The following is a 26,582-nucleotide window of genomic DNA, read 5'->3' on the forward strand; positions in this document are numbered from 1 at the left end:
AATGTCTGCTGGCGGACCAGACGATACGCTTCCTGACGAACTTGGCAATGATCTTAGTCGAAGAAAAAATATCCCCGGCTGTGTCATCCTGTCAAACCGTCAAGCGCACTTGACACTTCCCGGATTGCCGACCTAGCCTCATGAAGCGGCGGGGCTCGGCGAGCGCCGCCCAAGACAGTGGGGGGCGGATGCATGGGTCCCGAGGACCGGCCGGCACGACCGCTCTACACGCCCGCCGAACGGCACCGGCGCGATGCGTCGCCCTGGACCCTCGTCCAAGGCGTGCTGGCGCCCCTCCAATTCGCGATTTTCCTGGTGAGCCTCGTCCTGGTGCTCCGCACCTTGACCACCAGGCAGGGCCTGCTCGCGGCCGAGATCTCAGTCGTGATGAAGACGCTGGCGCTCTACGCGATCATGATCACCGGCTCGATCTGGGAGAAGGCCGTCTTCGGCCGCTGGCTTTTCGCCCCCGCCTTCTTCTGGGAGGACGTGGTCAGCATGCTGGTGCTGGCGCTGCACACGGCCTACCTGGCCGCCCTCGCTACGGGCGCCCTGGCTGAGCGGGCGCTCTTGGTTCTCGCGCTCACGGCCTACGCCACCTACGTGGTGAATGCCGGACAGTTCGTGCTGAAGCTGCGCGCCGCCCGGCTCGAGGGTGCCCGCGAAGGCGCGCCGCACCTCAGGGAGGCGTTGCCGTGAACGCCCCCCTCCCGCGCCACGCCGTACCCTGCGGCGGCATCGACCTGCATCAGGAGCACGGGCAGCGCGCGGTGTTCTGCGGGCTCACCGGTATCGTCTGGCTTCATCGGAAGATCCAGGACGCCTTCTTCCTGGTGGTCGGCTCGCGCACCTGCGCGCACCTGCTCCAGTCGGCGGCCGGGGTGATGATCTTCGCCGAGCCGCGATTCGCCACCGCGATCATCGACGAGCGCGATCTGGCGGGGCTCGCCGACGTCAACGAGGAACTGGACCGGGTCGTCACCCGGCTGATCGAGCGCCGGCCGGAGATCAAGCTCCTGTTCCTGGTGGGCTCCTGCCCGTCCGAGGTGATCAAGCTCGACCTGTCCCGGGCGGCGCAGCGGCTTTCGGCGCGGCTCGCCCCCGTGAGGGTGCTGAACTATTCCGGCTCCGGCATCGAGACGACTTTCACGGAAGGCGAGGATGCCTGCCTCGCCGCCCTGGTGCCGGACCTTCCGCGAGAGCCGGACGCAGCAGAATCTCTCCTCGTGGTCGGCGCGCTCGCCGACGTGGTGGAGGACCAATTTCTTCGGATCTTCGCCGCGATGGGGATCGCGGATGTCCGCTTCCTGCCCGCCCGCCGGGCCGGCGCGATGCCGGCGGTCGGCCCGGGCACCCGCTACCTGCTTACCCAGCCTTTCCTGGCCGAGACCGCCCGCGCCCTCGACGAACGCGGCGCGCGCCGGCTCGCCGCGCCGTTCCCCCTCGGAGCCGAGGGCACAACCGGATGGCTGCGGGCCGCTGCCGGTGCCTTCGCCATCTCCGACGTCGCGTTCGCGGCGGCGACCACGGCCGGCCGAGTTCGGGCCGAGACCGCCCTGGCGCCCCACCGCGAAAAGCTCGGCGGCAAGCGCGTGTTCCTCTTCCCCGACTCGCAATTGGAGATCCCGCTCGCCCGATTTCTCGCCCGGGAGCTCGGCGCGGAGCTCGTGGAGGTCGGGACGCCCTACCTGCATCGGGCGCACCTCGCCGCGGAGATCGAGCTGCTGCCCCCGGGTACGCGCGTGACCGAGGGCCAGAGCCTCGACGACCAGATGGACCGCTGCCGGGCAGCCCGGCCTGACCTGACGGTCTGCGGCCTCGGTCTCGCCAACCCGCTGGAGGCGGAGGGGCTGTCGACCAAGTGGTCGATCGAGCTGCTGTTCACACCCGTGCAGGGCTACGAGCAGGCCGGCGACCTCGCCGCGCTGTTCGCGCGCCCGCTCCGGCGCCGCGCCCTGCTGGAGGTGTAGCGCCATGCAGCTCACCCTCTGGACCTACGAGGGTCCCCCGCATATCGGCGCGATGCGCGTCGCCACGGCGATGTCCGGGCTGCACTACGTGCTGCACGCGCCGCAGGGCGACACCTACGCCGACCTGCTGTTCACGATGATCGAGCGGCGGGACGCGCGCCCGCCCGTGACCTACACGACCTTCCGCGCCCAGGATCTCGGCCGCGACACCGCCGAGCTGTTCAAGCAGGCGGTCTCGGCCGCCCACGAACGGTTCCAGCCCCAGGCGATGATCGTCGGCGCCTCCTGCACCGCCGAGCTGATCCAGGACGATCCGGGCGGCCTCGCCAAGGCGCTGGACCTGCCGATCCCGGTGATCCCGCTGGAGCTGCCCGCCTACCAGAAGAAGGAGAACTGGGGCGCGTCGGAGACTTTCTACCGGCTCGTCCGCGCGCTCGCCGGGCCGCCGGCCCCGCGCCCGGCGCGCGAGCCCGGACGTCGCCCGCTCTGCAACATTCTGGGTCCAACGGCACTCGGCTTTCGCCACCGGGACGACCTGATCGAGATCCGCCGGCTGCTCGACACCCTCGGCATCGCCGTGAACGTCGTCGCGCCGGTGGGTGCATCGCCCGCCGATCTCGGCCGGCTCAAGGAGGCCGACTTCAACGTCGTGCTCTATCCCGAGATCGCACGCGCGGCGGCCGAGTACCTGAAGAAAAGCTTCGGGCAACCGTTCACGCAAGTCGTGCCGATCGGCGTCGGCGGTACGCGCCGCTTCATCGAGGAGGTCGCGGATCTCGCCGGGCTCGATTCATCACCTGTCCTCGACGGCCCCGGCTCGCGGCTGCCCTGGTACGCCCGCTCGGTCGATTCGACCTATCTCACGGGCAAGCGCGTCTTCGTGTTCGGCGACGCCACCCACGCCATCGGCATCGCCCGGGTCGCCGCGAAGGAACTCGGCTTCACCGTCGTCGGGCTCGGGACCTACGGTCGCGAATTCGCCCGCGAGGTCCGCGCCGAGGCGGCCGAGCACGGCATCGAGGCGCTGATCACCGACGACTACCTCGACGTCGAGGCGGCGATCCGCGCGGCCGCGCCCGAACTGGTGCTCGGCACCCAGATGGAGCGCCACGTCGCCAAGCGCCTCGGCATCCCCTGCGCGGTGATCTCCGCCCCGGTCCATGTCCAGGATTTCCCGGCGCGCTACGCGCCGCAGATGGGCTTCGAGGGCGCCAACGTCCTGTTCGATACCCTGGTCCATCCGCTGATGATGGGCCTGGAGGAACACCTCCTCGGAATGTTCCGGGAAGACCCGGAATTCCACGACGGCGTCGGCCCCTCGCATCTCGGCGGCAAGCCCTTCGCGGCGCCTCCGGAGGGGGCGTTCGAGGCCGCGGGACGGGTGCCGACCGACTCCCCTCCGACGTCGGCACCCGCCCCGATTCTTCTCGAACGGGAGGCCGCGACCGCAGCGGCTTGGTCGCCCGAAGCCGAGAAGGAATTGAAGAAGATCCCGTTCTTCGTGCGCGGCAAGGCGCGCACCAACACCGAGACCTTCGCCCGGGAGCGACACCTGCCGCTCATCACCGTCGAGACCCTCTACGATGCAAAAGCGCATTACGGCCGATAGGCCGCCGATCCGCGTCGTCATCGTCACGCTCGACAACCATCTGGCGAGCGCGGTGGAGCGGGCGCGCCTGCGCCTCCGGTCCGAGATGCCGGGCCTGATGCTCGGATTCCACGTGGCGGCCGAGTGGGAGACCGATCCCGCGACCCTTGACGCCTGCCGGGCCGATATCGCCCAGGCCGACATCGTGCTCGCGGCCATGCTGTTCATGGACGAGCATGTCCGGGCGATCCTGCCGGCGCTCGGGGCCCGGCGGGATTCCTGCGACGCGATGATCGGCTGCCTCTCCGCCGGCGAGGTGGTGAAGACCACGAAGCTCGGCCGCTTCGACATGAGCGGCACCAAGCGCAGCGCCCTCGACTTCCTGAAGAAGCTGCGCGGCAAGCCGGGTCAGCAGGGCAATGCCGGCCGGCAGATGGCCCTGGTGCGCAAGCTGCCGAAGATCCTGCGCTTCATCCCGGGCTCGGCCCAGGACGTGCGCGCCTACTTCCTGACCCTGCAATACTGGCTGGCGGGTTCGGACGAGAACGTCGCCGCCCTGGTTCGCTTCCTGGTGCACCGCTACGCGGCGGGCGAGCGGGCGGCGTGGCGCGAGGGTCCGGCGGCGCCCGCGCCCCTCGATTACCCCGAGACCGGCCTCTACCACCCGCGCCTGCCCGGCCGGATCGGCGCCGACCCGTCGCGGCTGCCGCGCCTCACGGGCGCGAAGGGTCGCGTCGGCCTCCTGGTGATGCGCAGCTACGTGCTCGCCGGCAACACCGCCCATTACGACGGGGTCATCGCGGCCCTGGAGGCGAAGGGCCTCGACGTGGTGCCGGCCTTCGCCAGCGGCCTCGACAACCGGCCGGCGGTGGACGCCTTCTTCATGCCCGACGGGCGCGCCTGCATCGACGCCCTCGTGTCGCTCACCGGCTTCTCGCTGGTCGGCGGCCCCGCCTACAACGATGCGGCGGCCGCCGAGGCGATGCTGGCCCGGCTCGACGTGCCCTACCTCGCCGCCCAGGCGCTGGAATTCCAGACTCTGGAGCAGTGGGAGGCGGGCGAGCGCGGCCTGTCGCCGGTCGAGGCGACCATGATGGTCGCCATCCCCGAACTCGACGGCGCCACCGCCCCGATGGTGTTCGGCGGCCGCTCCGCGAATTCCGGCGCCGACAACGCCCGGGACATGCGGGTTCACCCTGAGCGCGCCGCCCGCCTCGCCGAGCGGGTCGCCCGGCTTGTGTCGCTCCGCCGGACCACGAGGGCCGAGCGGAAGCTCGCCGTGGTGTTGTTCAACTTCCCGCCGAATGCCGGCGCCACCGGCACGGCCGCGTTCCTGTCGGTCTACGCCTCGCTGCTCAACACGCTGAAGGGCCTCGCGGCGGACGGCTACACGGTCGAAGTGCCCGAGAGCGTCGACGCCCTGCGCGCGGCGATCCTGGAGGGTAACACCAAGCGTTACGGGACCCAGGCCAACGTCCACGCCCGCGTCCCGGCCGAGGACCACCTCCGGCGCGAACCCTACCTCGCCGAGATCGAGGCCCAGTGGGGCCCGGCGCCGGGCCGCCACCAGACCAACGGCGCCGAGATCTTCGTGCTCGGGGCGCAGTTCGGGAACGTCTTCGTCGGGGTGCAGCCGGCCTTCGGCTACGAGGGCGATCCGATGCGGCTGCTGTTCGAGCGGGGCTTCGCGCCGACCCACGCCTTCAGCGCCTTCTACCGCTACCTCCGCGAGGATTTCGCCGCCGACGCCGTGCTGCATTTCGGCACCCACGGGGCGCTCGAATTCATGCCCGGCAAGCAGACCGGCCTGTCCGAAGCCTGCTGGCCGGAGCGGCTGATCGGGGCGCTACCCAACATCTATCTCTACGCGGCCAACAACCCGTCGGAGGGAACGCTCGCCAAGCGCCGCTCGGCCGCGACGCTGGTGAGCTACCTGACCCCGAGCCTCGCGGCGGCTGGCCTCTACCGCGGGCTGATCGATCTGAAAAGCTCGATCGAGCGCTGGCGTGGCCTCGGCCCCGAGGCGGGGGGCGAGCGCGAGACGCTGGCCCGCCTGATCCAGGACCAGGGCGCGGCGGTCGATCTCGTGGCGGCCGAGCCGGCCTGGAGCGGCGATCTGGAAGCGCGGGTCTCCGGCCTCTGGACCGCGCTGCAGGAGCTGGAGCAGACCCTGATCCCGCACGGACTCCACGTGGTCGGGCAGGGGACGCCGGACGACGAGCGGGTCGACCTGCTCCTGGCGCTCGCCGAATCCGCCCACGGCATGCGGCCGGAGCGGGCCGGCATTGAGGCCCTGGTCGCCGGGCAGGGGATCGAGGCGGCGCTCAAGGCCTCCGGTCTGCCTGCGGACGAGGCGAGCCGCGATGTCCTGAAAAATCTGGCCGAGACCGACCGGCTGCTGTCCCGCGACCACGAGGTTCCGGCGCTGCTGCGGGCGCTCGACGGCCGGTTCGTGCCGCCGGTGGCCGGCGGCGACCTGCTGCGCAACCCGGCCGTGCTGCCGACCGGCCGCAACCTCCACGGCTTCGATCCCTACCGTCTGCCCTCCGCCTTCGCGGTGGCCGACGGCGCCCGGCAGGTGGCCCGCATCCTCGAGCGCTTCGCGGCCGACGGGAAGCCTTGCCCGGAGAGCGTCGCCCTGGTCCTGTGGGGCACCGACAACCTCAAGAGCGAGGGCGGCCCGATCGCCCAGGCCCTCGCGCTGATCGGCGCTGCCCCGCGCTTCGACGGCTACGGCCGGCTCAGCGGCGCGGAGCTGATCCCGCTCGAAGCCCTCGGCCGCCCGCGCATCGACGCAGTGGTCACGCTCTCGGGCATTTTTCGCGATCTGCTGCCCCTGCAAACCAAGCTTCTGGCGGAGGCTTCGTACCTCGCGGCGACGGCCGACGAGCCCCTGGAGCGGAACTTCGTCCGCAAGCACGCCCTGGCGATCCAAGTCGAGCAGGGCTGCGACCTGGAGACGGCGGCGCTGCGGGTCTTCTCCAACGCCGAGGGCGCCTACGGCGCGAACGTCAACCACCTCGTCGATTCGGGCAACTGGGACGACGAGGCGGAACTGTGCGAGACCTTCGCGCGCCGCAAGAGCTTCGCGTACGGCCGCACCGGCCGCCCGGCGCCGCAGCGCGCCCTGATGCAGGCGGTGCTGGCCTCCGTCGACATGGCCTACCAGAACCTCGACTCGGTCGAGGTCGGCGTCACCTCCGTCGACCACTACTTCGACGGGCTCGGCGGCATGGGCCGGGCGGTGGCCCGCGCCAAGGGCGAGTCGGTGCCGATCTACATCAGCGACCAGACCCGCGGGGAGGGGCACGTCCGCTCCCTGGAGGAGCAGGTCGCGCTGGAGACGCGCACCCGGATGCTCAACCCGAAATGGTACGAGGGCCTGCTCGGCCACGGCTACGAGGGCGTGCGCCAGATCGAGACCCACCTGACGAACACGGTCGGCTGGTCGGCCACCGCCAATGCGGTTCAGCCCTGGATCTACGAGCGGATCACCGAGACCTACGTCCTCGACAAGGCCATGCGCGAGCGCATGGCCGCCTTGAACCCCACCGCCTCCGCCAAGGTCGCCCAAAGGCTGATCGAGGCGCACCGCCGCGGCTTCTGGACCCCCGACGCAGCGATGCGCGACGCCCTCGACCGGGCCGAGGAGGAGCTGGAAGACCGCCTGGAAGGCGTCACCGCAGGAGTGGCCGCATGAACATCGCGATCCGCAATCCGGTCGTCGCCCGGAAGGAAGAAGGGAGCCTTCAGGTCGCCCTCGACCCCGACCTGAAGATCGAGACCGCCAAGGTCTTCGCGGTCTACGGCAAGGGCGGGATCGGCAAATCGACCACCTCGTCGAACCTGTCGGTGGCGTTCTCGAAGCTCGGCAAGCGGGTGCTGCAGATCGGCTGCGACCCGAAGCACGACTCGACCTTCACGCTGACCAAGCGCCTCGCCCCCACGGTGATCGACGCCCTGGAGGCGGTGAACTTCCACTCGGAGGAGCTGCGCGTCGAGGACTTCGTCGTCGAGGGCTACAACGGCGTGATGTGCGTCGAGGCCGGCGGGCCGCCCGCCGGGACCGGCTGCGGCGGCTACGTGGTCGGCCAGACCGTGAAGCTCCTCAAGGAGCACCACCTCCTCGAAGACACCGACGTCGTCGTGTTCGACGTGCTCGGTGACGTGGTCTGCGGCGGCTTCGCCTCGCCGCTCCAGCACGCAGACCGGGCACTGATCGTCACCGCCAACGACTTCGACTCGATCTTCGCGATGAACCGGATCGTCGCGGCGATCCACGCCAAGTCCAAGAACTACGGCGTGCGGCTGGGCGGCGTCATCGCCAATCGCTCCGCCAAGACCGACGAGATCGACCGATTCAACGACGCGGTCGGCCTGAAACGGCTCGCCCATTTCCCCGACCTCGACGTGGTCCGCCGCTCGCGGCTCAAGAAGTCGACCCTGTTCGAGATGGAGTCCTCGCCCGAGCTCGACGCCGTGACCGCCGAGTACATGCGGCTCGCCGAGACCCTCTGGGCCGGCGCCGAGCCCTGCGAGGCGCAGCCCATGAAGGACCGCGACCTGTTCGAGTTCCTCGGTTTCGATTGAGTCTGGAGTTCGACCGATGGCCAGCGCCAGCTACGACGCCCGCCGGGGCGAGCTCACCACCTACTTCGACCGCACCGCGGTCGAGGCGTGGTCGCGCCTGACTTCGGACGCGCCCGTGAGCCGCATCCGCGCCACCGTGCGGGCCGGGCGCGACGCCATGCGGGCGACGCTACTCTCCTGGCTGCCCGCCGACATGACCGGCCTGCACCTGCTCGATGCCGGTTGCGGCACCGGGGCGCTCAGCGTCGAGGCGGCGCGCCGCGGGGCGGAGGTGGTGGCGATCGACGTTTCGCCCACGCTGATCGGGCTCGCGCGGGAGCGGCTGCCGGCGATCTCCGGAGCTGGCCGCATCGAGTTCCGCGTCGGCGACATGCTCGATCCGGCGCTCGGTCGCTTCGACCATGTGGTGGCGATGGATTCGCTGATCCACTACCGCGCCGCCGACATCGTCCGGGCGCTGGCGATGCTGGGGGCGCGTACCGACGTGTCAATGCTGTTCACGGTGGCGCCGCGTACGGCGCTGCTGACCCTGATGCACGCGGCCGGAAAACTCTTCCCCCGCGGCGACCGCTCGCCGGCGATCGTGCCGGTGACGGAGGGCGGTCTGCGGCGGCGGATCGCGTCCGAGGGGGCGCTCGAAGACTTCGCCTGGGCGCGAAGCCATCGGATCAACAGCGGGTTCTACCTGTCGAACGCGATGGCGCTCACGCGCAGCCTCCCTCTCCCCTCTGCCGAGGATGGTGCTGCGGCGCCCGGGGTGCGAGCATGAGCGCCGCATCCCAGAAGCTCACCCGCGCCCTGATGCGCCTCGGCCCGGCGGTGCTCCCCTTCGCGGACGCCGCCACCGTCGAGTTGCCCCTCGGGCGCCTGCTCCGGCTCGCCCTGTTCCAGGTCACCGTCGGCATGGCCGCGGTGCTGCTGATCGGCACCCTGAACCGGGTGATGATCGTCGAACTCGGCGTGCCGGCCTGGATCGTCGCGGTGATGCTGGCCCTGCCCCTGGTCTTCGCCCCCTTGCGGGCGCTGGTCGGCTTCCGCTCGGACACGCACCGCTCGGTGCTGGGCTGGCGACGGGTGCCCTACATCTGGTTCGGCACGCTACTGCAGTTCGGCGGCCTGGCGATCATGCCGTTCGCCCTGCTGATCCTGTCGGGCGACACGACCGGGCCGCTCTGGGTCGGCGACCTCGCGGCGGCTCTGGCCTTCCTGCTGGTCGGCGCGGGGCTGCACACCACCCAGACCGTGGGCCTCGCGCTCGCCACCGACCTCGCTCCCGCGCATGCAAGGCCGAAGGTGGTGGCCCTGCTCTGCGCGGCGCTCCTGTTCGGCATGATGGCGAGCGCAGTGCTGTTCGGCCTGTTCCTCGCCCATTTCTCAGCTGTCCGCCTGATCCAGGTGATCCAGGGCGCGGCCCTCGTCACGATCATCCTCAACGGGTTCGCCCTCTGGAAGCAGGAGCCGCGCGATCCGAACCGGACGCAGACGGCGCCGCAGCGCGACTTCCGCGCCTCCTGGCAGGCCTATGCGGGGCAGGGCACCGCCCCCCGACGCCTCATCGCGATCGGGCTCGGCACGGCGGGCTTCTCAATGCAGGACATCCTGCTGGAACCCTATGGCGGCCAGATCCTGCACCTCTCGGTCGCCGCCACCACAGCGCTCACCGCGCTGCTCGCCGCGGGCGGCGGCCTCGGCCTGCTGGTGGCAGCGCGCTGGCTCGGGCGCGGGGGCGACCCGCTCCGGGTCTCGGCGGTGGGCGTCGGGATCGGGATCCTGGCCTTCTCGGCGGTGGTCTTCGCGGCGCCGCTCGCCTCGGCCGACCTGTTCGCCGCGGGCGTCAGCCTGATCGGGCTCGGCGGCGGCCTGTTCGCGCACGGCACGCTCACCGCCTCGATGAACCGCGCCGGCCCGGAGGATACCGGGCTGGCGCTCGGCGCCTGGGGCGCCGTGCAGGCGACCGCGGCCGGCCTCTCGATCGCGGCGAGCGGTCTCGTGCGCGATGTCGGCGGGGCCATCGCCCAGTCGGGGGTACTCGGCGAGGGAATGAACGAGCCCGCGATCGGCTACCTCATCGTCTACCACATCGAGATCGCCCTGCTGTTCGCGGCCCTCCTCGCACTCGGACCGCTGGTCCGTGAGGACGCGCGGGCAGAGCTTCGAGATCGCGCCGGCGGCACGCTCGCCGGCCGAACGGCCTGAGACTCGGGGAGGACTGCCATGCCAACCGGCGCCATTACCGGATATGCCGACGTCGCCCAGATCGTGCTCTACGCGTTCTTCATCTTCTTCGCCGGCCTCGTGTTCTGGCTGCGCCGCGAGGACCGGCGCGAGGGCTACCCGCTGGAGAACGAGGCGGTCGGGCGCCGCAAGGCACCGGACCCGGTGCTGATCCCACGGTCCAAGGCGTTCTACCTGCCGGGCGGGGAAACCACCTACGCGCCGCAGGCGGTGCACGGCCGGGACGACATCGAGACCGGCATCCCCGCCCGCAAGGTCGAACCCTGGCCCGGCGCACCCTACGAGCGGACGGAGGCCTCGCTCCAGGCCGGCGTCGGTCCCGGCTCCTGGGTGCTGCGGCATGACGTCCACGACCGGACCTGGGACGAGGAGATCCGGATCGTGCCCCTGCGGGTGGCGAAAAACTTCGTCATCCACGAGGACGGGCCGAATCCGATCGGCATGACCGTGTTCGGCACCGACGACGCGGTGGCGGGCGTCGTCAGCGACGTCTGGGTCGACCGCGGCGAGTCGCTGATCCGCTACTACGAGGTCGAGCTGCCCACGGGCGGCCGTCGTTTGATGCCCACCACATTCTGCCGGGCGGGCGGCCTCACCAAGACGGTGAAGACCGAGGCGCTGCTCGCCAGCCAGTTCGCCGACATCCCGGCGACCCGCGACCCCGACAGCGTGACCTTCCTGGAGGAGGAGCGGATCGTGTCGTATTTCGGCGCCGGCACGCTCTACGCCACGCCGGCCCGGGCGGAGCCGATCCTGTGAGCGGCGACTTCCTTCCCGAGGGCACCCCGCGGGGGCTGCCCGGCCCGCTGCCGGCGGGCGAGCGCATCCTGTGGCAGGGCGCGCCGACCACCGCCGGACTGCTGGTGCGGGTGTTCCACGCCCGCCCGGTGATCGCGTGGTTCTGCCTCTGCGCCCTGGCCTTCGGGCTCGCCGCCGGCTCGCCGGGGGCGGCGCTGGCGGCGGTGGGTCCGACGCTTCTGATCGGCGCGGGGGCCCTGGCGCTGCTCTGGCTGCTGGCCTGGCTGACCCACCGCACCACCGTCTACACGGTCACGACCCGCCGGGTGGTGCTGCAGGCCGGCATCGCCCTGCCGGTGACCCACAACCTGCCCTTCGCGCAGATCGAGACCGCGGCACTGCGCGCCTTCACGGACGGGACTGGCGACCTGCCGCTCCGGTTGCGGCCGGGCCTGCGTATCGCCTACCTTCAGATCTGGCCGCATGCCCGGCCCTGGCGTTTGACGCGGACCGAGCCCATGCTGCGCTCGGTTCCGGAGGCGGACGCCGTCGCGGAGATCCTGGCGCGCGCACTGGAAGCGCACGCGGAAGCGTCGGAGAGGGCGCAACCCGTGATCGTGCCGCGACCGCGAGCGGCCCAGGAGGATCCCGGTCGCCTCGTCGCGGCCGAGTAGGGAGGACGCGATGGGCGAGCGGGCACAAAGCGTCGGCCGGGCCACAGGACCGGCACCCGCACTGCTGATGATCGGCGCCGGGGCGCTGATGGGCTTTTCCATGCTGGCGGTCCTGATCGGCCGGACCGAGGGGGTGGGTCTCGTCGCCCTGCCGCCGGCGAAGCCGGTCGCGCGGCTCGAATTCCGCGCCGAGGATCAGGTCGACGGCTCGATCGCCCTGCGGGATGCCGCCGACCGGCGCATCGTCGCCTGGATCCGCCCCGGCGAGGACGGCTTCCTGCGCGGCACCTTGCGCGGGCTGGCTCAGGCCCGCCAGCGCGACGGGCTCGGGCCGGAGAAACCCTTCAGCCTGACCCGCTACGACGACGGCCGCCTCTCCCTCGCCGACGAGGCCACCGGCCGCCGGGTGCCCCTGGAGGCCTTCGGCCCGACCAACGCGCAAGCCTTCGCCCGGCTGATGCCCGCGCCGGGCGGGCCCGCCAGGGAGACGCCGTGATGGGCCCGTTCCGCAGCCGCAGCGTGACCGTGCCCTGCACGGTCGAGATCGAGCAGACGCCCGAGAGCCTGCACGCGCACGTCACCCTGGATGCCGGTTTCGAGATCGAGCCCGGCGATGCGGTCCAGGTCCACGATGCGCCGACCTCGGTGCCCTACGGCGAGCGGCTCACCGTGCGCCGCACCGCCACCGTGACCCGGGCCGGCCCGCTGGAGCGGGCCTGGACCAAGCTCATCGCCCATCTCGAGCTGACCGAACTCTACGAGGTCAGCTTCTCGGAGAGGAGGAAGCTGTGAACGCGCCCGTCCCACCACCCTCCGGCCAGCCAGTCCCGAAGATCCCGGTCAATGAATCGACCCGGGCCGCGCAGGAGACGACATTCCTGTCGCCCCGCTTCTACACCACCGACTTCGACGAACTCGATCGCACGGATGTCGAGCCGGTGCGGCGCGACTGGGACCTGCTCATCGCCGAGCTGCGCTCGGACCCGAACAAGCGCCACTTCACCCGCAACGAAGAGTTCGACTGCGACCTGTCGCAGATGGAGCCCGAGCTGCGGAAGGAGTTCCTGGACTTCCTGGTCTCCTCCATCACGGCGGAGTTCTCCGGCTGCGTCCTCTACGCCGAAATGCGCAAGCGGGCGAAGAACAAGGACATCAAGGAGCTGTTCGGCTTCATGAGCCGCGACGAGGCGCGCCACGCCGGCTTCATCAACGACACGCTGAAGGATTTCGGCATCGGCGTGGACCTCGGCTTCCTCACCAAGTCCAAGAAGTACACGTTCTTCCGGCCCAAGTTCATCTTCTACGCGACCTACCTCTCCGAGAAGATCGGCTACGCCCGCTATATCACCATCTTCCGCGAGCTGGAGCGACACCCGGAGCGGCGCATCCACCCGATCTTCAAGTGGTTCGAGCTGTGGTGCAACGACGAGTTCCGCCACGGCGAGGCCTTCGCGCTGCTGATGCGCGCCAACCCGAAGCTGACGAGCGGCGTGAACCGCTACTGGATCCGGTTCTTCCTGCTGGCGGTCTTCGCCACGATGTACGTGCGCGACCATCATCGCCCGGCCTTCCACAAGGCGCTGGGGGTCGACCCGACCGACTACGACTTCAAGGTCTTCCGGATCACCTCGGAGATCTCCCGCCAGACCTTCCCGCTGGAGCTCGATATCGAGAACCCGAGGTTCAAGGCGGGGCTCGACCGGCTGCTCGCCTGCTCCCGGGCGATCGCCGACGCCAAGGCGCGGGGCGGCCTGTCCGGCAAGGTCCTGCAGGGCCTCCACGCCGCCCGGGCGGCCGCGACCTTCGCGCGGCTCTATTGTCTCCCCGTCAAGGCCAACGCCCTGCCGGCCGACATCCGCCTCCAGCCGGTCTGGTAGCATGGCGACCTACGCCGCCCCGGTCCTGTACGCGGTCCTGCTCTGGTGGTTCTCCACCGGGCTGATCCTGTTGCTCGACCATGCCCCGCGGCGAACCCATCCGTGGAGCATGGCCGGGGCGACCCTGCTGCTCGCCGGCGCCCTGGTGGCGATCCGCGCCAGCGCTGGGGACACGAGCGGCACCGGAGCCTACACGGCCTTCACGGCGGCGCTCGTCGTCTGGGGCTGGCAGGAGATGAGCTACTACATGGGCTTCCTGTCGGGCCCGAAGCCGACCGCCTGCGCGCCGGGGGTGCGCGGGTTCGACCGGTTCCTGGCGGCGCTCGCCACCAGCCTGTGGCATGAATTCGCCATCGTGATCGGGGGCTTGGCGATCCTGGCGCTGGTCTGGGGTAGCCCCAACCGCTTCGCCCTGTGGACCTACGGCACGCTGGTGGTGATGAACCTCTCGGCCCGGCTCAATCTGTTCCTCGGGGTACGCAACCTCCACGCCGAGTTTCTGCCGGACCATCTTGGCTACCTCGCCTGCTACCTGTCCCGGAAGCCGATGAACCTGCTGTTCCCGGTCTCGGTGAGCCTCGGGACCGTCGCGGCGGCGCTGCTCGGCCGGGCGGCGCTGGGGGCCGACCTGCTGGAGCATGAGCTGATCGGCTTCACGGTCCTGGCGACGCTGACCGCGCTCGCCACCGTGGAGCACTGGTTCCTGATGCTGCCGCTGCCCTCGGCGGAGCTGTGGCGCTGGAGCCTGCCGGCCCGGGCGCCCGGGGAGGCGGCCCCACCGCGGGACCGCATGTAGGGCGAGGGATCACGAACGGGCGACGCACGTCCACCAATCTGGAACTGGTCTCGTGCGAAGTCCGGTGTCACAGGCGGGATCAACCCGCAGGGTTTGTTCGGGGAGAGGCGACATGGATTACGAGACCTTCTTCGAAGGCGAGATCGCCGGTCTCCACCGGGAGGGGCGCTACCGGGTCTTCACCGATCTGGAACGCCACGCCGGCAACTTCCCGCACGCCACCCATCACCATGCCGGCGGCACGCGGCCGGTCACGGTCTGGTGCTCGAACGACTATCTCGGCATGGGCCAGCATCCCGCCGTCACCGGGGCGATGCACGCAGCGATTGACCGCTGCGGCGCCGGGGCCGGCGGCACCCGCAACATCTCGGGCACGAACCATTACCACGTGCTCTTGGAGCGCGAACTCGCCGACCTCCACGGCAAGGAGGCGGCGCTCCTGTTCACCTCCGGCTACGTGTCGAACTGGGCAGCGCTCGGGACGCTCGCGGCGCGCTTGCCGAATTGCGCGGTCTTCTCCGATTCCGAGAACCATGCCTCGATGATCGAGGGCATCCGGTTCTCGCGCGCCGAGCGCCATATCTTCCGCCACAACGACCCCGAGGACCTGAACCGCAAGCTCGCGCTGATCGATCCGGCCCGGCCGAAGCTGGTGGCCTTCGAATCGGTCTACTCCATGGACGGCGACATCGCGCCGATCGCCGAGATCTGCGACGTGGCCGAGGCCCACGGGGCGCTCACCTACCTGGACGAGGTCCACGCGGTCGGCCTCTACGGCGCCCGCGGCGGCGGCATCTCGGAGCGGGACGGCGTTGCCCACCGCCTCGACGTGATCGAGGGCACGCTCGGCAAGGCCTTCGCGGTCCACGGCGGCTACATCACGGCCTCCGAGAAGCTCTGCGACTTCGTGCGCAGCTTCGCCTCGGGCTTCATCTTCACCACCTCGCTGCCTCCGGCGGTGGCGGCGGGCGCGGCGGCGAGCATCCGCCATCTGAAGGCCAGCGGCGCCGAGCGCGCCCGGCATCAGGAGCGCGTGGCGAAGGTGCGGGAAGCGCTGGAGGCCGCCGACATCCCGACCATGCCCAACGACAGCCACATCGTGCCGGTGATGGTCTGCGACCCGGTGCTCTGCAAGGCGATCTCCGACACCCTGCTCGACGAGTTCGGCATCTACGTGCAGCCGATCAATTATCCGACGGTCGCCCGCGGCACCGAGCGCCTGCGGATCACCCCGTCGCCGCTGCACACGGATGCCGACATCGCCCATCTGGTCGAGGCGCTCTCCACGATCTGGGGCAGGATCGGGCTCCGGCAGAAGGCGGCGGAGTAGGGCGCAACAGGGGGCCTTTCTCCCACCCGCCCCTCATCCTGAGGTGCCCGCGCCAGCGGGCCTCGAAGGAGGCCTCCAGGCGTCACCCCGATCCCTGGAGGCCTCCTTCGAGGGCTCCGCTGCGCTCCGGCACTTCAGGAATGAGGCTGAGGGTTGGAGTCGTCCCGTAGCATCGAGTCATCGCGTGACCACCTTCCCCTTCTCGGCCATCGTCGGCCAGGACGAAATGCGCCAGGCGCTGCTGATCGCGGCGGTGGACCCGTCCGTCGGCGGCGTGCTGGTCTTCGGCGACCGCGGCACCGGCAAGTCCACGGCGATCCGGGCGTTGGCCGCCCTGCTGCCGCCGATGCGGGCGGTGGCCGGCTGCCCGTACAACTGCGACCCCGACAGCCCGGCGGAATCCTGCCCGCACTGCGCGGAAGGCGGCCCGCGCAAGAGCCACAAGAAGCCGGTGCCGGTGGTCGACCTGCCGCTCGGCGCTACCGAGGATCGGGTGGTCGGAACCCTCGACCTGGAGCGGGCGCTCGGCGCCGGCGTGAAGGCCTTTGAGCCGGGGCTGCTGGCCCGGGCCAATCGCGGTTTCCTCTACATCGACGAGGTCAACCTGCTGGAGGACCACCTCGTGGACCTGCTGCTCGACGTGGCGGCGAGCGGCGTGAACACCGTGGAGCGGGAAGGCCTGTCCCTGCGCCATCCAGCGCGATTCGTGCTGGTCGGGTCCGGAAACCCGGAGGAGGGGGAGTTGCGCCCGCAGCTTCTCGACCGGTTCGGGCTCGCCTGCGAGGTCGCGACACCGAAGGACATCCCCACCCGGATCGCGGTGGTGCGCGCCCGCGACGCCTACGAGCGCGACCCGGAGGGCTTCCTCACCGCGCATGCCGGCGAGGAGCGGAAGATCCAGAAGCGCATCCTGCTGGCACGGGAGCGCCTGCCGGCCGTGACGGTGCCGGATTCGGCCCTGGAGCGCGCGACGCGGCTCTGCCTGGCGCTCGGCACCGACGGGTTGCGCGGCGAGCTGACTCTGATGCGCACTGCCCGGGCGCTGGCGGCCCTCGACGGTGCCGAGGCGGTCACCGACGATCACCTCCGCCGCATCGCCCCGGCCGCCCTGCGCCACCGCCTGCGGCGGAACCCGCTGGACGAATCCGGATCCACGGCCCGGGTGGAGCGGGCGCTGGCGGAGGTCTTCTCGTGACGGGCGCGCCGCCTCTCCCTCCCCTCTCTGCGGGGGAGGGACGCGCGGCGCACCATCCTGGGGCCGATGCCCTGATGGCCGCCCGCCTGCTCGCCACCGACCCGCAGGGTCTCGGCGGCGCGGTGCTGCGGGCAGTCCCCGGGCCGATGCGCGAACGCTGGCTCGACGTCCTGCGGGCGGCGCTGCCCCCCGGAACACCCTGGCGGCGCCTGCCGCCCAATGTCGGCGATGACGGCCTGCTCGGCGGCCTCGACCTCGCCGCGACCCTGGTGACGGGGCGCCCCGTGGCGCGGGCCGGCCTGCTGGCGGAGGCCGATGGCGGGATCGTCGTCGTGCCCATGGCGGAGCGCCTGCCGCCCGGCACGGCGTCCCGGCTCGCCGCCGCCCTCGACACCGGCACGGTCTCGGACCGGCCGGCCCGGTTCGGCCTGATCCTCCTCGACGAAGGTGAGGCAGACGAGACGGTCGCCGAGGCCCTGGCCGACCGCCTCGCCTTTCGGATCGACCTGAGCGGGCTCAGGATCCCGGACGCGGATACCAGCGCGCCAGGGCCGGAGCCCGCGTCCGGCGCGGCGGAGTCCGACCCGGTCGGCAGCCTCTGCGCCCTGTCCGAGGCCTTCGGGGTGGCGTCGCTGCGCGGTCCGGTCCTCGCAGCCCGTGTGGCGCGGATGCTCGCGGGGAACGGGCCGATCGGCCCGGCGGAGATCACCGCGGCCGGGCGGCTCGTCCTGGCGCCGCGCGCCACGCGCCTGCCCGCCCCGGAGGAGGCGGTCCCTGAAGCCGCGGAGGCGCCACCGGATGCGGCGCCCGAGGATCGCTCCGCTGAAGATGCGGCGGACCCGGCGGCCGCGCCTGCGGCCGACGATGTCATCCTGGAAGCAGTTCGCGCCGCGATCCCACCCAACCTCCTCGACCAGCTGCTATCAGGACAGCAGCGCCTCGCCGCCGCGAAGGCCGGCCGGGTCGGGCTGGCAGCTTCCGCCCGCACCGGGCGGCCGGTCGGCAGCCGGCGGGGTGACCCGCGGCGGGGGCGGCTCGATCTGCTGGCGACCCTGCGGGCGGCGGCCCCCTGGCAGGCCTTGCGGCGGGGAACGGAGGAGGCACGCCGCATCGTAGTGCGGCGGGACGATCTGCGGATCCGGATCCTCAAGCAGCGAACCGAGACGACCACGGTGTTCTGCGTCGATGCCTCGGGCTCGGCCGCCCTGGAGCGGCTCGCCGAGGCCAAGGGCGCGGTCGAGCTGTTGCTGGCCGAAGCCTATGTCCGGCGCGACCGGGTGGCGCTGGTGGCGTTCCGCGGCACCGGCGCGGAGCTGGTCCTTCCGCCGACCCGCTCGCTCACCCGGGCCAAGCGCGGCCTCTCGGGGCTGCCGGGCGGGGGCGGGACGCCGCTCGCGGCGGGAATCGAAGCGGCGGTCGCGGTGGCGCTCGGTGTCCGCCGGGGCGGCAGCCGGCCGGCGATCGTGCTGCTGACCGACGGACGCGCCAATGTCGCGCGCTCCGGGGAGGGCGGTCGCGCCCGGGCCGGCGCGGAGGCGCTTCAGGCAGCCCGGGCGTTGCGTGGAGCCGGGCTGCCGGCGCTGGTGGTCGATACCGGAAGCCGGGGCGAGGATGCGCGGTCGGTCGCGGAGGCGATGGACGCGCGCTACCTGAAGCTGCCGCGCGCCGATGCCGGCCAGCTCAGCGCGGCGGTGCGTGCGGTGCTCTAAGCGCCGCGAAGCGTCGGGTTCAGAGACCGCCGCCGAGACCGATATCGGCGATACGCTGGTGGTGGGCCAGCCAGGCGTTCAGCATGTCGCGGGCGATGGTGCCGAGGCTCCAGCGGCCGGAAGCCGGGGCGGCGATGTTCTGGGTCGAGGAGGTGAAAAGGATCATGGCCTTCTCCGAAGTCGGGGGACGTGTCTTGCTCTTGCCCGACCACGATATGTCGATCCTGCTGCACTGCAGCAATCCGGTTCCGCTCAGCGGTGGCATGCGGCCGCCGCATGGGATTCTTCAACTTCACGAAATACTTCCGGCCCGGAACGATAGCGCCGCCTCTTGGCCCGGGCCGGTCGGCGTTGACGCAGTGCGGGATGCTTCATCGTGCTAGACATGTTCGACGCGGACCGGCCCGACTGGGCGGTGGAAGGGCTGGACTGGCCGCACCGGGAGGCGAGCCGGTTCGTCGAGGCGGCGGGCCTGCGCTGGCATGTCCAGGCGTTCGGCCGCGCGAGCAATCCGACGCTGCTGCTCCTTCACGGGACCGGTGCGGCCACCCATTCCTGGCGCGGGCTCGCGCCGCTGCTGGCCCGGGACTTCTTCGTGATCGCCCCGGACTTGCCGGGCCACGGCTTCACCGACCCGCTGCGCGATCCCGACCTGTCGCTGCCGGGCATGGCCCGGGCCGTAGCGGGCCTCGTGGAGGCGCTGGGCCGCCCGCCCATCCTGGCCGCCGGTCACTCGGCCGGCGCGGCGGTTCTGGCGCGGATGTGCCTGGACGGGACGATCGCACCGCGTCTGCTGGCGGCCTTCAATGGCGCCCTGGCCCCGCTGCCGGGGGCGGCCAACCTGCTCTTCCCCGGCATGGCGCGGCTGCTGTTCCTCAACCCGTTCACCCCGAAGATCTTCGCCTGGACGGCGGACCGATCCGCCGCCAAGCGGCTGATCGAGGGGACCGGTTCGCGCCTCGATCCCGAAGGGGTCGATCTCTACCGAAGACTCTTCGCCCGCGCCGGCCACGTCCGCGGCGCGCTCGGCATGATGGCGAACTGGGATCTGGCCGGACTCCACAGGGCATTGCCGGGGCTCGCGACCCGCACCCTGCTGATCGTCGGCAGTGACGACCGGGCGATCCTGCCGGACACCGCCTTCGCGCTGAGCGACCGTCTGCCCGACGCCCGCGTGGCCCTGATCCGCGGGCTCGGCCACCTCGCGCACGAAGAGGCGCCGGAGCGCGTGGCCGAGGTGCTGCTGGCGGAGGCGCGGGCGGTCGGCATCCCGTAGGGCCGATCGGAGCGCGATGACGGATCGGGCCGGCCGATCCGCCATCGCGAGCGGAGCGAAGCACCCCAGGGCAGCGCGACACCGGCAAGCGTAGCGACGTCCGTCTCGCTTCGCTGCCCTCGCAAGGACGAATGTCGCGCGACTGAGCACGCCGAACCAATTCTTGTGGCCCCTGCGGGACTGGCGCCAAGCTTGCCTGGGTCGTAGAGCCTGCCGCGGAAAGCGGGACTCACGACAAGGCCAAGACAGGAGCATCCGGGACGATGGCGAGACCCGTGATCGGCGTCATCGGCAATGCGCGCCTGATCGACAACCGGTTCCCGGCGCAGATCGTCGGCGAGAACAACATGCGCGCGGTGGCCGCGGTGGCCAGCGCCCTGCCGCTGATGTTCGCCGCCGCGCCGGCGATCACCGACCTCGGCGACCTCCTCGACACCGTGGACGGCGTCCTGCTCACGGGCGGACGCGCCAATGTCCATCCGGCCCGGTTCAACGCCGAGCCCTGTGCCGCGCACGAGCCCTACGACGAGGATCGCGACGCCGTGGCGCTGCCGCTGATCGAAGCGTGCGTGGCGCGCGGCGTGCCGCTGTTCGGCATCTGCCGCGGCTTTCAGGAGATGAACGTCGCCTTCGGCGGCAGCCTGCACCCGGAGATCCGCGATCTGCCTGGGCGCCTCAACCACCGCATGCCGCGCCTGGAAAACGGCGAGATCCACCCGGACCTGGAGGTGATCTTCGCCGATCGGCACGAGGTCCGGCTGACCCCGGGGGGCACCTTCGCGCGGCTCTTGGAGCGCGAGACGATCCGGGTGAACTCGCTGCACGGCCAGGGCATCCTGAAGCCGGGAGCGCGGGTGGTGATCGAGGGGACCGCCGAGGATGAGACGATCGAGGCGATCCGCATCCGCGACGCGGCGGGCTTCGCGCTCGGCGTCCAGTGGCACGCCGAGCACGATCCGGCGACCAACCCGATCAACCGCGCGCTGTTCGAGGCGTTCGGGGACGCGGCGCGGCACCGGGCGCGCGAGCGGCGCTGATCTGCGGACGGAACCGCGCCCGAACGGCGGGGTTGCCGGAGGCGCGGACAGCCGCGCGTTCCTCCCGGCCGCGCCCGCGCAGTTCACAACCCCCGGATCGCATGCACGCCGACCACGACCATCCTGCGCCTGCCGGAGCAGCGGTGCAGCAGATCGAGCCGCGCTCCGGCGTCGCCTTCACCCTCGACCGGGGCCAACGCCTCACGGTGATCGACCCGCGCGGCGAGCAGGTGGCCGATCTCGTCGCCTACAACCGCCACGACACGGGCGAGGTGATCTCGTCCGGTCGGACCCTCGACTATGCCAGCCGGATCTACCTGACCACCGGCGACCCGCTCTACTCGAACCGCTCGAACGTGCTGCTGCGCATCGTCGAGGATACGGTGGGGCGGCACGACTTCCTGCTGACGCCGTGCTCGGCCGACACGTTCCGCATCATCTACGGCGACACCAACCCGCATCGCGGCTGCTTCGGCAACCTCGCCGCGGCGCTCGCGCCCTACGGAATCGCGCCGGACGCAATCCCGGTGGCGTTCAACTGTTTCATGAACGTGCCGATCGACGGGACGACCGGGATCCTCACCGTCGAGCCGCCGCTGAGCCGGGCGGGCGACCGGATCGTGTTCGTGGCGGAGACCGACCTGATCATCGGGCTGACCGCGTGCTCGGCACTGCAATCGAACAACGGCAGCTTCAAGCCGATCCACTATCGCGTGGATGGTTAGCCGGCACCGAGTAAATCCGGAGTGCATCGCCCCTTCGGTCCGGGACTGCCGCGGGATCAACTCCGGATGCGCATCATTCGACCAGCCGCCGACCGTATTTTAGTCAGCCCCTCGCGGTGACGGGCCTCATATGTTTCAAATTTACTAACCTTATTGCACGACCTTGACGCGGCGCAGCGCCGCGGCGGCCCCGTCCCGGTGTGCTGCGGGTGTTCCAACGGCCTTCGCCGTCCTCTCCCGGTGCCCGGATGATCCCCACGCAGAAAAGCCGCTCGCCCGCCGACCGCGTCGCGCCGTGGCGAAGCCTCGCGAACCTCAAATTGCGCCACAAGCTCGCCGCCGTGATGGTTCTGGTGGTCATGGCGATGGGCGCTCTGAGCGTCCTGAGCTTCGTCGATACCCGCAGTTCGGCGCTCGAGGAGCGCGCGCTCATGACGCGGCGCCTCACCGAGGTCGCGCAGAGTCTCCTCGCCCATTACGAGTCGCTCGCCTCCTCGGGCCAGATGCCCCTCGATGCAGCGCAGAAGGCCGCCCTCGCGGCGGTCACCGCGCTGCGGTTCGGCAATGAGGATTACTTCTTCGTCCTCGATTCCGAGGGCCGGCTGATCGCTAACGCCTTCAACGCCAAGAATGTCGGCAAGCTGGTGCTGGATCAGACCGACGTCCAGGGCGGCAAGCGCTACTTCGCCGAGATGGTCGAGACCGCGAAGGCGCAGGGCTCCGGCTTCGTCGACTACATGAAGCCGCGCGCGGGTGGGACCGTGCCGGTCGAGAAGGTCGCGAGCGTGCAGATGTTCAAGCCCTGGGGCTGGGTCGTCGCCACGGGTCTCTACCGCGACGACGTACACGCGGCGGTGCGCAACCGCGCCATCGCCAACGCCCTCTGGTCCATAGGCCTCGCGCTCCCGGTCCTGACCCTCCTGCTCCTTATCGGCAACAGCCTCTCGCGGCCGATTATCCGCCTGACCGCGGCGATGCGCGGCCTCGCGGACGGCGACCTCGCCGTGACGGTCGCCGATCAGCAGCGCGGCGACGAGGTCGGCGCCATGGCCCGCGCCGTTCAGGTCTTCAAGGAGGCGCTGATCGCCAAGCGCACGGCCGATGCGGCCGCCGTCCGGGAGAATGCCGCGAAGATGCGCCGCGCTCAGATCCTGGACGAGATCACCGCCCGGTTCGACGCGCAGGTGAGCACTCTGACCCAGGGCCTGTCGGCCGCGGCCGTCGAGATGGAGGCCACGGCCCGGGAGATGACGCGCACCGCCGCCCGCACCACCGAACAATCCGTGCGCGTGGCCGCGGCCTCGGAGCAGACATCGAGCAACGTCCAGACGGTGGCCGCCGCCAGCGAGGAAATGGCCGCCTCGATCCAGGAGATCGCGTCCCGCGTCACCCAGTCCTCGCGGATGGCCGACCGGGCCAGCGAGGACGCGGCCCGGACCAACGACCTGATGCAGATCCTGGCCCGGGGCACGGATCAGATCAGCGCGGTGATGGGCCTGATCGCCGGCATCGCCGGCCAGACCAACCTGCTGGCGCTCAACGCCACCATCGAGGCGGCGCGGGCCGGCGAGGCTGGCAAGGGCTTCGCGGTGGTGGCCGGGGAGGTGAAGGCGCTGGCCTCGCAGACCGCCAAGGCGACCGAGACCATCGCCGGGCAGATCGCGGCCATCCAGGGCGAGACGCGGCAGGCCGTCGACTCCATCCGGTCGATCGGCGGCACGATCGACGAGATGCGCATGGTGGCGCTGAGCGTGGCCGCGGCCATGGAGGAGCAGGGCGCGGCCACGAGCGAGATCGTCCGGAACGTGTCGCAGGCGGCGCAGGGGACGCAGGCGGTCAACGAGGACATCGCCGACGTGCGGCGGGCCGCCGGCGAGACCGGGACGGCCTCGAGCCAGGTTCTGAACGCCGCGCAGGAGCTGGCGCGCTATTCCGCGAGCCTCGGCCAGGAGGTCGCCACGTTCCTGGCCGCGGTGAAGGCCGCCTGACCTCAAGATTGCGCCGACGGCGGCGCGGGTGCGCCGTCGCGCCGCTCAGGCGATCCCGTCGATCGCCACCCGCAGGTGCTCCGGCCCGCGCAGGGCGGCGCCCGGCCGGTAGGGCGGCGGGTCCTCGATCAGCCGCGGCGCCTTGAGCCGGCGGGCGAGGGCGGTGAGCGCCGCCTCGGCCTCGAACCGGGCGAGCGGCGCGCCCACGCAGTAATGCAGGCTGCCGCCGAAGCCGAGATGGCGGGCGCCGGTGCGGTCCGGGTCGAACCGGTCGGGATCCGGAAAGACGGTCTCGTCGCGGTTGCCGGAGGCGAGGAGCAGCAGGAGATCGGCCCCCTCGGGGATCGTCACGCCGGCGATGTCGATGGCCGAGAGGGTCCTGCGGGTCCGGAACTGCACCGGCGGCTCGTAGCGCAGCAGTTCCTCGATCAGCCGCGGGGCCCGGAGCGGGTCCTGCCGCAGGCGCTCCAGCTCCTCCGGATGCCGCAGCAGGGTGAGCAGGCCGTTGGTGATGAGGTTCACGGTGGTCTCGTGCCCGGCCACCAGCATCAGGATCGCGGTGGCGATCAGGTCGTAATCGCCCATCTTCACGCCCGCCGGGGTCGACTCGTTGGCCAGCCCCGAGAGCATGTCGTCCTGCGGGTGGCGGCGCTTCACCTTGATCAGGTCGGCCATGTAGCCGCCGATCGCATCGAAGGTCCGGCTGTTCTTGGCGCGGATCTCGGGGTCGGAGAGGCTGTCGGGCTCCAGCGCAGTGGCGAGCTGCGTCGCCCAGCCGTGGAACTTCGGCTCGTCCTCCCGGGGCACGCCGAACAGCTCGCAGATCACCGTCACGGGCAGCGGGTAGGCGAGGTCGTCGACCGCGTCGATCTCCCGGGCGCCGCACTTCTCATTGAGCAGGTCGGCCACCAGCCGGTCGGACCGGGCGCGCATCGCCTGGACGCGCTCGCGCGAGAATTGGTGCATCACCGCCGCGCGCAGGGCGTCGTGGTCCGGCGGGTCGCGGAAGATGAAGACCCGGTGGCGGTCCATCATCCAGTCCTTGAGCGGCTTCACGATCAGGTCGGTGAAGGGGTTGCCGGTGCGCGGCCGGTCGGCCGGCGGCAGGGTGTCGGAGCTGACCCGCGGATCCTGCAGGAGGCTGGCGATGGTGCCGTGGGTCGCCGCCACCCAGGTTCCCTCCTCGGTGCCGTCGTCCTGGCACGAGACGGGATTCGCCCGCAGCTTGGCGTAGACCGGGTACGGGTTCGCCCGGTTGGCGAAATCCTTGACCTGGTCGAGGAGGGTGGCGTCGGCCATGCGGTGTCCTCAGGGAAAGCCCGGCGCGAGGATCTCGACACCCTTCGGCCGGTCGGTCGCCGCGCCGCGGGGCGGGAACGAGGCGCCTGCGGCGACCAGCTCGGCATGGGCCGGCAGCCAGCGGGCGGAATCCACCGAGACGGCAGCGATGCAGCGTCCCCCGCTTCCGTAGAGGGCGATGAACCGGCCCGAAGCGGGGTCGCCCTGCGTGATCGCCACCGCGTCGGCGCCCTCCGTCAGCCCGGCGGACTTGACCACGAGCTCGCCCTGCGTCGACCAGAAGGTCGGCAACGCGCCGTAGGGGCCTTCGGGCGCGACACCGGCGAGCAGCCGGCCGGCATGGATGCCCTGCGCCACCGCCTGGCTCCAGTGCTCCAGGGCGACGCGCCGGCCGCCGTAGAGCGGGTGGGGAAACCGCGCCACGTCGCCGGCCGCGGCGATGCGCGGGTCGGCCTCTCCGTCCACGTCGAGGACATGGCCGGCCGCGTCGCAATCGACCCCGCCCGGATCCGCTGACAGGCCGGATCCGGCGAGCCATTCCGTGTTGCGCACGGCCCCCAGGGCGACGACGGCGACGTCAGCGTCGATCCGGGTGCCGTCGACGAGGTGCGCGCGCACCAGCCGACCGCCCGCATCCTCCAGCCACTCGGCCTCGCTGCCGCAGCGCAGATCGACGCCGTGGCCTTCGTGGATCGCCCCGATGAACGCCCCGACGGTGCTTCCGAGAACGCGGGCCAGCGGCGTCGGGCCGGGCTCAACCAGGGTGACGGGCAGGCCGAGCTGCCGGCAGAGGCTCGCGACCTCGCAGCCGATGAAGCCGCCGCCGATCACCAGCACGCGCCGGGGGCCGGCGGCGAGGGCCTTCCGCAGGGCGGCGGCATCGTCCCGCCCGCGCAAGGTGAACACGCCCGCGAGCCGTCCCTCGTGCGGGTTCGGCCACGGGCGGGCACGGGTGCCGGTGGCGATCAGCAGACGCTCGTAGGGGAGGGTGCGCCCATCCGCGAGTCGGACGGTGCGACCGTCGCGGTCGAGGCCGACGGCCGGGCAGCCGAGATGCCAGTCCACATCGAGACCGAGGCTTCCCGGCAGGGCGGTGGCGTCCGCGGGGATCGCGCCGGTGAGAACGTGTTTCGAGAGCGGTGGACGGTCGTAGGGGCGGTAGGGCTCGGCGCCCACGATGGCGATCCGGCCGGAGAATCCAACCTCCCGCATGGCCTCGGCCCCGCGCAAAGCCGCGAGGCCGGCGCCCACCACCACGGCGTGCTCGGAACGCTGCGCCATCAGGTGTCCTGGCCCGGATCCTCGACCCGGATCGCCTGGACCGGGCAGGCGACACGCGCCCGCTCGATATCGGCGCGGTCTGCGGGTGCGGGAGCGGGGTCGTAGAACAGGGCTTCGCGCCCCTCGATGCGGAAGTGCCGCGGCGCCGCGTAGCAGCACTGAGCATAGGCCTGGCACAGGTTGAGATCGACGCTCACCCGCAGGCTGGGCGGAGAGCCGGAGGACGCATCGGCGGAGACGGACATGGCGAGGCAACCGCGCGCAAGGGCGCAGG

24 protein-coding genes are annotated in these 26,582 nt (G+C 71.4%); 20 read left to right on the plus strand and 4 right to left on the minus strand.

Annotated elements, in window-relative coordinates; all coding sequences use genetic code 11:
- The first annotated feature begins 192 nt into the window (after positions 1 to 192).
- From bchF to ACYCO6_RS12720, 16 genes are all read left to right on the plus strand, one after another.
- Positions 193 to 699, plus strand: a complete 507-nt coding sequence (gene bchF / locus ACYCO6_RS12645) for a 2-vinyl bacteriochlorophyllide hydratase (protein WP_459772105.1) — start codon at positions 193 to 195, stop codon at positions 697 to 699.
- Positions 696 to 1,970 carry a ferredoxin:protochlorophyllide reductase (ATP-dependent) subunit N gene (locus ACYCO6_RS12650; protein ID WP_459772106.1) on the plus strand — a complete coding sequence of 425 codons (1,275 nt, stop codon included), beginning with the start codon at positions 696 to 698 and terminating at the stop codon, positions 1,968 to 1,970. The genes bchF and ACYCO6_RS12650 overlap by 4 nt, the downstream gene beginning before the upstream one ends.
- A 4-nt stretch (positions 1,971 to 1,974) precedes the next feature.
- The gene (gene bchB, locus ACYCO6_RS12655; RefSeq protein ID WP_459772107.1) at positions 1,975 to 3,579 is read left to right on the plus strand and encodes a ferredoxin:protochlorophyllide reductase (ATP-dependent) subunit B; all 1,605 of its coding nucleotides are present in this window, start codon (positions 1,975 to 1,977) and stop codon (positions 3,577 to 3,579) included.
- Positions 3,554 to 7,258 (plus strand): magnesium chelatase subunit H, encoded by a 3,705-nt coding sequence (locus tag ACYCO6_RS12660; protein WP_459772108.1) that lies wholly within the window; start codon positions 3,554 to 3,556, stop codon positions 7,256 to 7,258. The genes bchB and ACYCO6_RS12660 overlap by 26 nt, the downstream gene beginning before the upstream one ends.
- Positions 7,255 to 8,148 carry a ferredoxin:protochlorophyllide reductase (ATP-dependent) iron-sulfur ATP-binding protein gene (gene bchL, locus ACYCO6_RS12665; RefSeq protein WP_012318826.1) on the plus strand — a complete coding sequence of 298 codons (894 nt, stop codon included), beginning with the start codon at positions 7,255 to 7,257 and terminating at the stop codon, positions 8,146 to 8,148. Before ACYCO6_RS12660 ends, bchL begins: the two co-directional genes overlap by 4 nt.
- Before the next feature lie 16 nt (positions 8,149 to 8,164).
- Complete coding sequence (bchM, locus tag ACYCO6_RS12670; RefSeq protein WP_459772109.1) at positions 8,165 to 8,917, plus strand: magnesium protoporphyrin IX methyltransferase; 753 nt, start codon at positions 8,165 to 8,167, stop codon at positions 8,915 to 8,917.
- The gene (locus ACYCO6_RS12675; RefSeq protein WP_459772110.1) at positions 8,914 to 10,344 is read left to right on the plus strand and encodes a BCD family MFS transporter; all 1,431 of its coding nucleotides are present in this window, start codon (positions 8,914 to 8,916) and stop codon (positions 10,342 to 10,344) included. Before bchM ends, ACYCO6_RS12675 begins: the two co-directional genes overlap by 4 nt.
- A gap of 18 nt (positions 10,345 to 10,362) precedes the next feature.
- Positions 10,363 to 11,142, plus strand: coding sequence for a photosynthetic reaction center subunit H (puhA, locus tag ACYCO6_RS12680; RefSeq protein ID WP_459772111.1), 780 nt, complete (start codon positions 10,363 to 10,365; stop codon positions 11,140 to 11,142).
- Complete coding sequence (gene puhB / locus ACYCO6_RS12685; protein ID WP_459772112.1) at positions 11,139 to 11,795, plus strand: photosynthetic complex putative assembly protein PuhB; 657 nt, start codon at positions 11,139 to 11,141, stop codon at positions 11,793 to 11,795. The genes puhA and puhB overlap by 4 nt, the downstream gene beginning before the upstream one ends.
- 10 nt (positions 11,796 to 11,805) lie before the next feature.
- Positions 11,806 to 12,291, plus strand: coding sequence for a photosynthetic complex assembly protein PuhC (gene puhC / locus ACYCO6_RS12690; protein ID WP_459772113.1), 486 nt, complete (start codon positions 11,806 to 11,808; stop codon positions 12,289 to 12,291).
- Positions 12,291 to 12,587, plus strand: a complete 297-nt coding sequence (locus ACYCO6_RS12695; RefSeq protein ID WP_459772114.1) for a hypothetical protein — start codon at positions 12,291 to 12,293, stop codon at positions 12,585 to 12,587. The genes puhC and ACYCO6_RS12695 overlap by 1 nt, the downstream gene beginning before the upstream one ends.
- Positions 12,584 to 13,672 (plus strand): magnesium-protoporphyrin IX monomethyl ester (oxidative) cyclase, encoded by a 1,089-nt coding sequence (acsF, locus tag ACYCO6_RS12700; RefSeq protein ID WP_459772115.1) that lies wholly within the window; start codon positions 12,584 to 12,586, stop codon positions 13,670 to 13,672. Before ACYCO6_RS12695 ends, acsF begins: the two co-directional genes overlap by 4 nt.
- Before the next feature lies 1 nt (position 13,673).
- Positions 13,674 to 14,468 (plus strand): putative photosynthetic complex assembly protein PuhE, encoded by a 795-nt coding sequence (puhE, locus tag ACYCO6_RS12705; RefSeq protein WP_459772116.1) that lies wholly within the window; start codon positions 13,674 to 13,676, stop codon positions 14,466 to 14,468.
- 112 nt (positions 14,469 to 14,580) lie between these two features.
- Positions 14,581 to 15,798, plus strand: a complete 1,218-nt coding sequence (hemA, locus tag ACYCO6_RS12710; protein ID WP_459772117.1) for a 5-aminolevulinate synthase — start codon at positions 14,581 to 14,583, stop codon at positions 15,796 to 15,798.
- A 184-nt stretch (positions 15,799 to 15,982) separates the two neighbouring features.
- Complete coding sequence (gene bchI, locus ACYCO6_RS12715) at positions 15,983 to 16,993, plus strand: magnesium chelatase ATPase subunit I (RefSeq protein WP_459772118.1); 1,011 nt, start codon at positions 15,983 to 15,985, stop codon at positions 16,991 to 16,993.
- A 74-nt stretch (positions 16,994 to 17,067) separates the two neighbouring features.
- Entirely contained in the window at positions 17,068 to 18,702 is a 1,635-nt protein-coding gene (locus ACYCO6_RS12720) for a magnesium chelatase subunit D (protein WP_459772119.1), read from the plus strand.
- Positions 18,703 to 18,721: 19 nt separating this feature from the next.
- Here the strand turns inward: ACYCO6_RS12720 and ACYCO6_RS12725 are convergent, their stop codons facing one another.
- Complete coding sequence (locus tag ACYCO6_RS12725) at positions 18,722 to 18,868, minus strand: hypothetical protein (protein ID WP_459772120.1); 147 nt, start codon at positions 18,866 to 18,868, stop codon at positions 18,722 to 18,724.
- 219 nt (positions 18,869 to 19,087) lie between these two features.
- On the opposite strand from ACYCO6_RS12725, the gene bchO reads away from it, so the two are divergent.
- The 4 genes from bchO to ACYCO6_RS12745 all read left to right on the plus strand — a co-directional run bounded on the left by bchO (position 19,088) and on the right by ACYCO6_RS12745 (position 23,728).
- Positions 19,088 to 19,978 carry an alpha/beta fold hydrolase BchO gene (gene bchO, locus ACYCO6_RS12730; protein ID WP_459773550.1) on the plus strand — a complete coding sequence of 297 codons (891 nt, stop codon included), beginning with the start codon at positions 19,088 to 19,090 and terminating at the stop codon, positions 19,976 to 19,978.
- A 263-nt stretch (positions 19,979 to 20,241) separates the two neighbouring features.
- The gene (locus ACYCO6_RS12735) at positions 20,242 to 21,015 is read left to right on the plus strand and encodes a gamma-glutamyl-gamma-aminobutyrate hydrolase family protein (RefSeq protein WP_459772121.1); all 774 of its coding nucleotides are present in this window, start codon (positions 20,242 to 20,244) and stop codon (positions 21,013 to 21,015) included.
- 101 nt (positions 21,016 to 21,116) lie between these two features.
- Positions 21,117 to 21,740, plus strand: a complete 624-nt coding sequence (locus ACYCO6_RS12740) for a DUF1989 domain-containing protein (protein ID WP_459772122.1) — start codon at positions 21,117 to 21,119, stop codon at positions 21,738 to 21,740.
- A 248-nt stretch (positions 21,741 to 21,988) separates the two neighbouring features.
- Positions 21,989 to 23,728 carry a methyl-accepting chemotaxis protein gene (locus ACYCO6_RS12745; protein WP_459772123.1) on the plus strand — a complete coding sequence of 580 codons (1,740 nt, stop codon included), beginning with the start codon at positions 21,989 to 21,991 and terminating at the stop codon, positions 23,726 to 23,728.
- A 45-nt stretch (positions 23,729 to 23,773) separates the two neighbouring features.
- Here the strand turns inward: ACYCO6_RS12745 and ACYCO6_RS12750 are convergent, their stop codons facing one another.
- Genes ACYCO6_RS12750 through ACYCO6_RS12760 form a run of 3 tightly spaced genes read right to left on the minus strand, consistent with a single transcriptional unit; the run spans position 23,774 to position 26,553 of the window.
- A complete protein-coding gene (locus tag ACYCO6_RS12750) occupies positions 23,774 to 25,027 on the minus strand; it encodes a cytochrome P450 (protein WP_459772124.1) in 1,254 nt (417 codons plus the stop codon).
- A 9-nt stretch (positions 25,028 to 25,036) separates the two neighbouring features.
- Positions 25,037 to 26,308 carry an NAD(P)/FAD-dependent oxidoreductase gene (locus ACYCO6_RS12755; protein WP_459772125.1) on the minus strand — a complete coding sequence of 424 codons (1,272 nt, stop codon included), beginning with the start codon at positions 26,306 to 26,308 and terminating at the stop codon, positions 25,037 to 25,039.
- Positions 26,308 to 26,553 (minus strand): ferredoxin, encoded by a 246-nt coding sequence (locus ACYCO6_RS12760; RefSeq protein WP_459772126.1) that lies wholly within the window; start codon positions 26,551 to 26,553, stop codon positions 26,308 to 26,310. The genes ACYCO6_RS12755 and ACYCO6_RS12760 overlap by 1 nt, the downstream gene beginning before the upstream one ends.
- Between the last annotated feature and the right edge of the window lie 29 nt (positions 26,554 to 26,582).

This window comes from Methylobacterium sp. CM6257 (assembly GCF_054611515.1).